Origin of the sequence: Flavobacterium sp. (assembly GCF_025352425.1) — a bacterium.
In the GTDB taxonomy this organism is placed as follows: domain Bacteria; phylum Bacteroidota; class Bacteroidia; order Flavobacteriales; family Flavobacteriaceae; genus Flavobacterium.
In genome coordinates this window covers 79,507-85,958 of the sequence record NZ_JANXTI010000022.1, presented here as the reverse complement: position 1 = coordinate 85,958, position 6,452 = coordinate 79,507, and the positions used below count along the sequence as shown (strand labels likewise).

Annotated in this window: 5 protein-coding genes; 4 read left to right on the top strand and 1 reads right to left on the bottom strand. The window is 33.5% G+C overall.

Annotated elements, in window-relative coordinates:
- Positions 1–1,017: T9SS type A sorting domain-containing protein (locus Q0Q99_RS02705; RefSeq protein ID WP_293891049.1), on the top strand; the 1,017-nt coding region annotated here is incomplete at its 5' end.
- Positions 1,018–1,094: 77 nt separating this feature from the next.
- Here the strand turns inward: Q0Q99_RS02705 and Q0Q99_RS02700 are convergent.
- Positions 1,095–2,036: a TerC family protein gene (locus Q0Q99_RS02700; protein WP_293891046.1), complete on the bottom strand. Its 942-nt coding sequence runs from the start codon at positions 2,034–2,036 to the stop codon at positions 1,095–1,097.
- Positions 2,037–2,225: 189 nt separating this feature from the next.
- Between Q0Q99_RS02700 and Q0Q99_RS02695 the strand changes: the two genes are divergently transcribed.
- From Q0Q99_RS02695 to Q0Q99_RS02685, 3 genes are all read left to right on the top strand, one after another.
- On the top strand, positions 2,226–4,415 hold the full coding sequence (locus tag Q0Q99_RS02695) for a glutamine synthetase III (RefSeq protein ID WP_293891043.1): 2,190 nt from the start codon (positions 2,226–2,228) through the stop codon (positions 4,413–4,415).
- 338 nt (positions 4,416–4,753) lie between these two features.
- Entirely contained in the window at positions 4,754–5,113 is a 360-nt protein-coding gene (locus tag Q0Q99_RS02690) for a hypothetical protein (protein ID WP_293891040.1), read from the top strand.
- A gap of 421 nt (positions 5,114–5,534) precedes the next feature.
- On the top strand, positions 5,535–6,452 hold the full coding sequence (locus Q0Q99_RS02685) for an OmpA family protein (protein ID WP_293891037.1): 918 nt from the start codon (positions 5,535–5,537) through the stop codon (positions 6,450–6,452).

Here is a 6,452-nt window from a genome sequence, read left to right as displayed (position 1 = left end):
GCTTTGACATCGACTACAGCTTTATCTACAGGTAATTATTATGTATCACAAACGGTAAATTCCATTGAGAGTGCGAGAACTACTGTTGCAGTAACTGTAAATGTAACAGTTGCACCAACGGCATCAAATCAGGTATTTTGTAATTCAGGCACCGTGGCTAATTTAGTTGCAACAGGAACTGCTTTGCAATGGTTTACGGTTACCTCTGGCGGTAGTGCTTTAACATTAACCACAGCTTTATCAACAGGTAACTACTATGTGTCACAAACATTGAATTCATGTGAAAGTACCCGAACGTTAGTTACGGTGACTATAAATAATAATTTGACTATTGATGCAGGATTCTATGTGCCTTCTCAAGGTTTAGAAGGATGTACTTTAGGATACTGGAAAAATCATACAGACAGATGGTGTTCGGCGTACAGAACTTGCGATAGATTTGGCGATGTGTTTACAAATGCACCGGCAAGGTTAGCTAATCTGACTCTATTAGAAGCTCTAAATTTAGGTGGCGGTGGTATTTATAATTTAGCTCGCCAAGGAGTTGCTGCACTGTTAAATGCTTGTGGTAATGATGTTAATTACGCAGGTTATGGAGATGATGCGCAGTCAGTTATTGATGCAGTTAACCAAGCTTATGAAATTGGAGGAACAGCGCCAGGAACATTGGGTTCTCAATTGGATACGTTTAATAATACAGGATGTCCTTTAGGAGGAACCAGGGCTACTACAGCAACAAATTGCACAGCGGAAGCAGATAAGACTACTCCAAAAATGCAAGTAGTACTACATCCAAATCCATACACTGACAGCTTCAACTTGGAAATAACAACGCCAAGTGTTGATAAAGTAGGAGTTTCTATTTATGATATGATGGGGAAATTACTTGAAAAACAGGAGGTGAATTTAGAAGATGTACCAGCATTAAAAGTTGGGAATCGTTATCCTTCCGGTGTTTACAATGTAATAGTTACACAGGGTTCTGAAGTTAAAACTCTTCGAGTAATTAAAAGATAACTTTAAATAGTTTAATTAATAAAAAACCTCTTCATCTCGAAGAGGTTTTTTTATTGATAAAAAGTAAGTCACTGTATTTATTTCGTATCACTTTTTTTTATTGAAACTATAATACCAACTAATAATGAAAGAGCAATAAAGCTTAATGACATCCATTCAGGGAATTTGTAATGTTCCACTAGTAGCATTTTAATACCTACAAAAGTTAAAATAGCAATCAAGCTATATTCCAGATGACTGAATTTTTCCAACATATTTGCCAAAAAGAAATACATCGAACGTAAACCCAGAATTGCAAAAATATTCGAACTAAAAACTATAAATGGGTCAGAGGTTATGGCCAAAATTGCAGGAACACTATCCAGAGCAAAAAGCATGTCCATAACTTCAATAACAATCAACGCAACAAAAAGTGGCGTAGCATGGTTTACGTTGTTAATTTTTGTAAAGAAATGTTCCTTCTCTGTATGGGTTGTAATTGGAATGAATTTACCAATGATTCTATATACAAAAGATTCTTTCGGATTAAAGTCGTCATTTTCATTTTTGAATAGCATTTTAAAGGCTGTAAAAAGTAAAAATGCACCAAACAAATATGTCATCCAACTGAACTTATTGATTAATACTACGCCAAAGAAAATCATTAATCCTCTAAAAATAATTGCGCCTAATATTCCCCAAAACAAAACACGATGTTGGTATTTCTGAGATATTTTAAAAGAAGCAAAGATTACAGCTATTATGAAAATATTATCAATACTTAAAGACAATTCAATAAGGTAACCGGTTATGTATTTTATTGTCGCTTCAGAAGGTTTAATTCCTGTTGGGTTAGCAATACATTCGTTGCTGTATAACAAATTTACTATTCCTGAAAATGCAAAGGAAAGGGTGACCCAAACTCCAGTCCAAATTGAAGCCTCTTTTGAACTGATGACATGTGGCGTTTTATTAAAAACACCCAAATCTACGGCAAGGAAAATAAAAATAATGGCTAAGAATGATATCCAAACGATCATAATATATGATTTTATGCTACAAATATAGTGGATTGAAAAGTTAGCTATCACTACTTTAACTATTTTATAATTAAAACATCTATATTTTTTATTTATACCCTATAAAAAATAGGGTATAGATATTTTTATATTAAAATATTATTATATTTGCATTCAAATTAATAGGGTATAACATCAAAATTTAAATTCATGTCAACGTTACGTTTCCAAGCATTAAAAGATGCATCAGGCAGAAAACCAGTAAAATTTGAAGAGTCCGGAAGAAAATCAGACCTTTTTGGTTCAAATGTTTTTAATGATAAAGCAATGAAGCAGTTTTTAACTGCGGATGCACACAAAGGGGTAAAAGACGCTGTACAGCACGGAACTAAAATTGACAGAAAGCTTGCGGATTATATAGCAATGGGAATGAAAGAATGGGCTTTATCAAAAGGCGTAACGCATTATACACACTGGTTTCAACCCTTGACTGGATCTACTGCTGAAAAGCATGATGCTTTTTTTGAAACATCTTATGATGGTTCAGACCCCGTTGAGAAATTTGGTGGTGGACAATTAGTGCAACAAGAGCCGGATGCTTCGTCTTTTCCAAATGGTGGAATTAGAAATACATTCGAAGCCCGTGGTTATACCGCTTGGGATCCAACTTCTCCAGCATTTATTTTTGGAACAACCTTATGTATTCCTACAGTTTTTATCTCCTATACAGGTGAAGCTTTAGATTATAAAACCCCACTTTTACGCGCTTTAAATGCGGTTGATGAAGCTGCAGTTGATGTTTGTAAATATTTTGATAAAAATGTAAAAAAAGTAACGGCCACTTTAGGCTGGGAGCAAGAATATTTTTTAGTGGATGCTTCGTTGGCAAACTCTAGACCAGATATTGTTATGACTGGAAGAACTTTGCTAGGTCACACTTCGGCAAAAGGGCAACAATTAGATGATCATTATTTTGGGTCAATTCCATCTCGTGCCTTGAATTATATGCGCGAACTTGAGGAAGAATGTATGTTGCTCGGAATTCCGGTTAAAACACGTCATAATGAAGTAGCACCAAACCAGTTTGAGTTGGCTCCAATTTTTGAAGAAACCAATTTAGCGGTTGACCATAATTCATTGTTGATGGATGTAATGTCAAAAGTTGGTGAGCGCCATGATTTTAAAGTGCTTTTCCACGAAAAACCTTTTCAGGGAGTAAACGGTTCAGGAAAACATAACAACTGGTCGATGGCAACTGATACCGGAGTAAATTTATTGTCTCCGGGAAAAACGCCAATGAGCAATTTGCAATTTTTATCGTTTTTTATCAATACAATAAAAGCGGTATCTGAATATGAAGAGTTACTTCGTGCTGCTATTGCAACTGCAAGTAATGACCATAGATTAGGGGCAAATGAAGCGCCACCGGCAATCATTTCGGTTTTTATCGGACAACAATTGACAAAAGTTTTAGCGGAATTGGAAGGCGTAACCAAAGGGAAATTATCTCCCGAAGAAAAAACCGATTTAAAATTGAATGTGGTTGGAAAAATACCTGAAGTAATTTTGGATAATACCGATAGAAACAGAACATCCCCATTTGCTTTCACCGGAAACAAATTTGAGTTCCGAGCTGTAGGTTCTTCTGCGAACTGCGCTAATGCGATGACAACTTTAAATTCTATAGTGGCCAAACAATTAAAAGATTTCAAAAAAGAAGTCGATGCTTTAATCGAGAAAAAAGATTTAAAGAAAGACGAAGCTATTTTCAATGTATTAAGAGAATATATTAAGGAAACAAAAAATATTCTTTTTGAAGGAGATGGTTATAGTGAAGCTTGGGAAAAAGAAGCGAAGAAACGTGGTTTGAGCAATCATAAAACAACGCCAACAGCTTTGAAAGCTAAAGTTTCTAAAAAGGCATTGGATTTATTTAAGGATTTGAATGTAATGAATCATGTTGAAGTGGAAGCGCGTTACGAAATTGAATTGGAAGAATACACAAAGAAAATCCAGATTGAAGGAAGAGTTCTTGGGGATATTGCCCGTAACCATGTTATTCCAACAGCAATTCGGTATCAAAATACGCTGATTGAAAACGTACGTGGTTTGAAAGATATCTTCGGAAAAGACTTTGAGAAAGTCGCCAAAGAACAAATTTCAATCATCAAGGAAATTTCAGCTCACATCGAAGGAATTAATACCAATGTTGACGCAATGACTGAAGCACGTAAAAAAGCAAATGCTTTAACAGATGCTCAAAAAATGGCAGAAATGTATTGTGATAAAGTAAAACCATATTTTGATGTTATAAGGGAACACGCCGATAAATTAGAACTTGTGGTTGATGATGAAATTTGGACATTGACAAAATACAGAGAATTATTATTTACACGTTAGTTATAATTTAGTAGTTCCTCAAATAAAAAAAACCCGCTAAATGAGCGGGTTTTTTATTGTATAAACTAAACAATGGCTTTTATTTAAAAATAACTGGCATTAAGGTAGAATTAATTTAACTTAAAATTAAATTAAATAGCTTAAAAGGTAATATAGTTATCTTAAAAGTTAAATTAATTTACTTAATAAGAAAATTAATTAGAATAAAAGTTAAATTAATAATACTTTAATCTAAATTATTTTATCTTAAAGTTTAATTTTTTTGCATTTTAGGTAAATAAATTTGCATTTAAGTAAAACTATTAATAGTTTTGATGAAATAAATTACGTTTAGAAAGATGATAAAAAGCAAGCATAATATAAATACCGGAAAGTTGATTGAACAATTGTTGTCTCAATTAAAGTTTACTAATTCAGAAATAGAAAACGCTATAGGCAGACCGGGAAGTTCTATGTATAAATACATAAGAAACGAGAGCATTCAGACTGGTATTTTGATTGATTTGTGTTATGCTATGAAATACAATATCTTTCAGGATATTGCTAATGATCTCCCTTCAGAATTTTCAAAAACAGATAGAGATGCCCAAGAAAAACTTGCCTTTAAGACAGCTAACGAAAAAAGAATTGCCAACCTTGAAGAAGAAAATAAGATTATGAAAATCCAGTTGGATTTATTGATGAAATTAAAGACCTAATAAGCAGTTACTATTGATAAAAAAACCCGCTCATTGAGCAGGTTTTAATTTTTTATAAAGACAAATTAAGGAAGTTGTGTAATTGAATAAGTACCGGAACCATTAAGCTAATCACTAAGTTAACTCTGAAATTTTTTTGGGTTGATGTTGCACCCGGAAAAGATATTGGCGTTCCGTAATTAAGTAAACGCCAGTGAAACCTCCGATAGTTATAAAGCATCAAACTTCCCGATTTACTGATTGTATCACCGATTGTGAACTTACTGAAATAGTGGCAATTAGAAAACAGAATAGTAGTAAGTGTTTCATTTGCTAAAGTTTTTATTTACAAAAATAACAAATTTTTGATTGTAAAATAATTATTTTATACAAACTATATATACTATTTTTATATAACTTACGTTAGTATTAAAAACAACTTATGAAACCTATTTTTGTTTTTCTTTTTTCACTTCTTTTTACAACCTCATTTTATGCTCAGGAGCAAATTACAGTCTATTTTGACAGTAATAAGTTTGAATTAAACAACCTGGAAAATACAAAACTAAACACTTGGATTTCTGAAAATAAAAATAATAAAATTGTCGCCATTCATGGTTTTACCGATGCGGATGGAACCAATGGTTTTAATGATACTTTAGCTCAAAAACGAGTAAAATTTATTTTTAATGCTGTCAAAAATCAAATCAAAATCAGAGAAGATTTTAAGACCAGAAGCTTTGGCGAAAGCTTTGCGCAATCTAAGAATAAAGAGGAAAATAGGCGGGTAATTATCTATTATATCCTGGAAAAGGATTTGGCTCGCGAAGACGAAATCCTGGGAATTAAAAACGAGATTGTCGAAAAGCTCCCAACCCGAGGCACAGCCGAACTGAGCGTAGCTAAACCTGAAATTGTATATCCAGAAAAGTTAGTTTTTGAAAATCCAAACGGAACCAAATCAGAGTTCAAACTCGACACCGCTTTTATGAAGAAAGTTGGTGAAGCAAAAACGGGCGAAAAACTCCAAATCCAAAACCTCAATTTTATAATTAACACTTTTGCGGTAGTTAATGAATCTCGCGGAAAATTGTATGAGTTGCTTTTAGTGCTTGAAAAAAATCCAAGTTTAAAAATTGAAATTCAGGGGCACTTATGCTGCATGCCTGTTGACAGAACTGATTTATCAACACAGCGGGCCAAAGCCATTTTTAACTTTTTGGTCAAACATGATATTCTCAAAGACAGATTGTCGTATAAAGGTTTTGGAAGCACACAACCCATTTATCCATTACCCGAAAAAGATGAACAGGAACGTGCTGCCAACCGCAGGGTTGAAATTTTAATTGTAGAAAATTAG

Excerpts from the sequence above, each read along its gene's own strand:
- Q0Q99_RS02700 (WP_293891046.1), bottom strand. The coding sequence starts at position 2,036 with ATGATCGTTTGGATATCATTCTTAGCCATTATTTTTATTTTCCTTGCC.
- Q0Q99_RS02695 (WP_293891043.1), top strand. The coding sequence starts at position 2,226 with ATGTCAACGTTACGTTTCCAAGCATTAAAAGATGCATCAGGCAGAAAA.
- Q0Q99_RS02690 (WP_293891040.1), top strand. The coding sequence starts at position 4,754 with ATGATAAAAAGCAAGCATAATATAAATACCGGAAAGTTGATTGAACAA.
- Q0Q99_RS02685 (WP_293891037.1), top strand. The coding sequence starts at position 5,535 with ATGAAACCTATTTTTGTTTTTCTTTTTTCACTTCTTTTTACAACCTCA.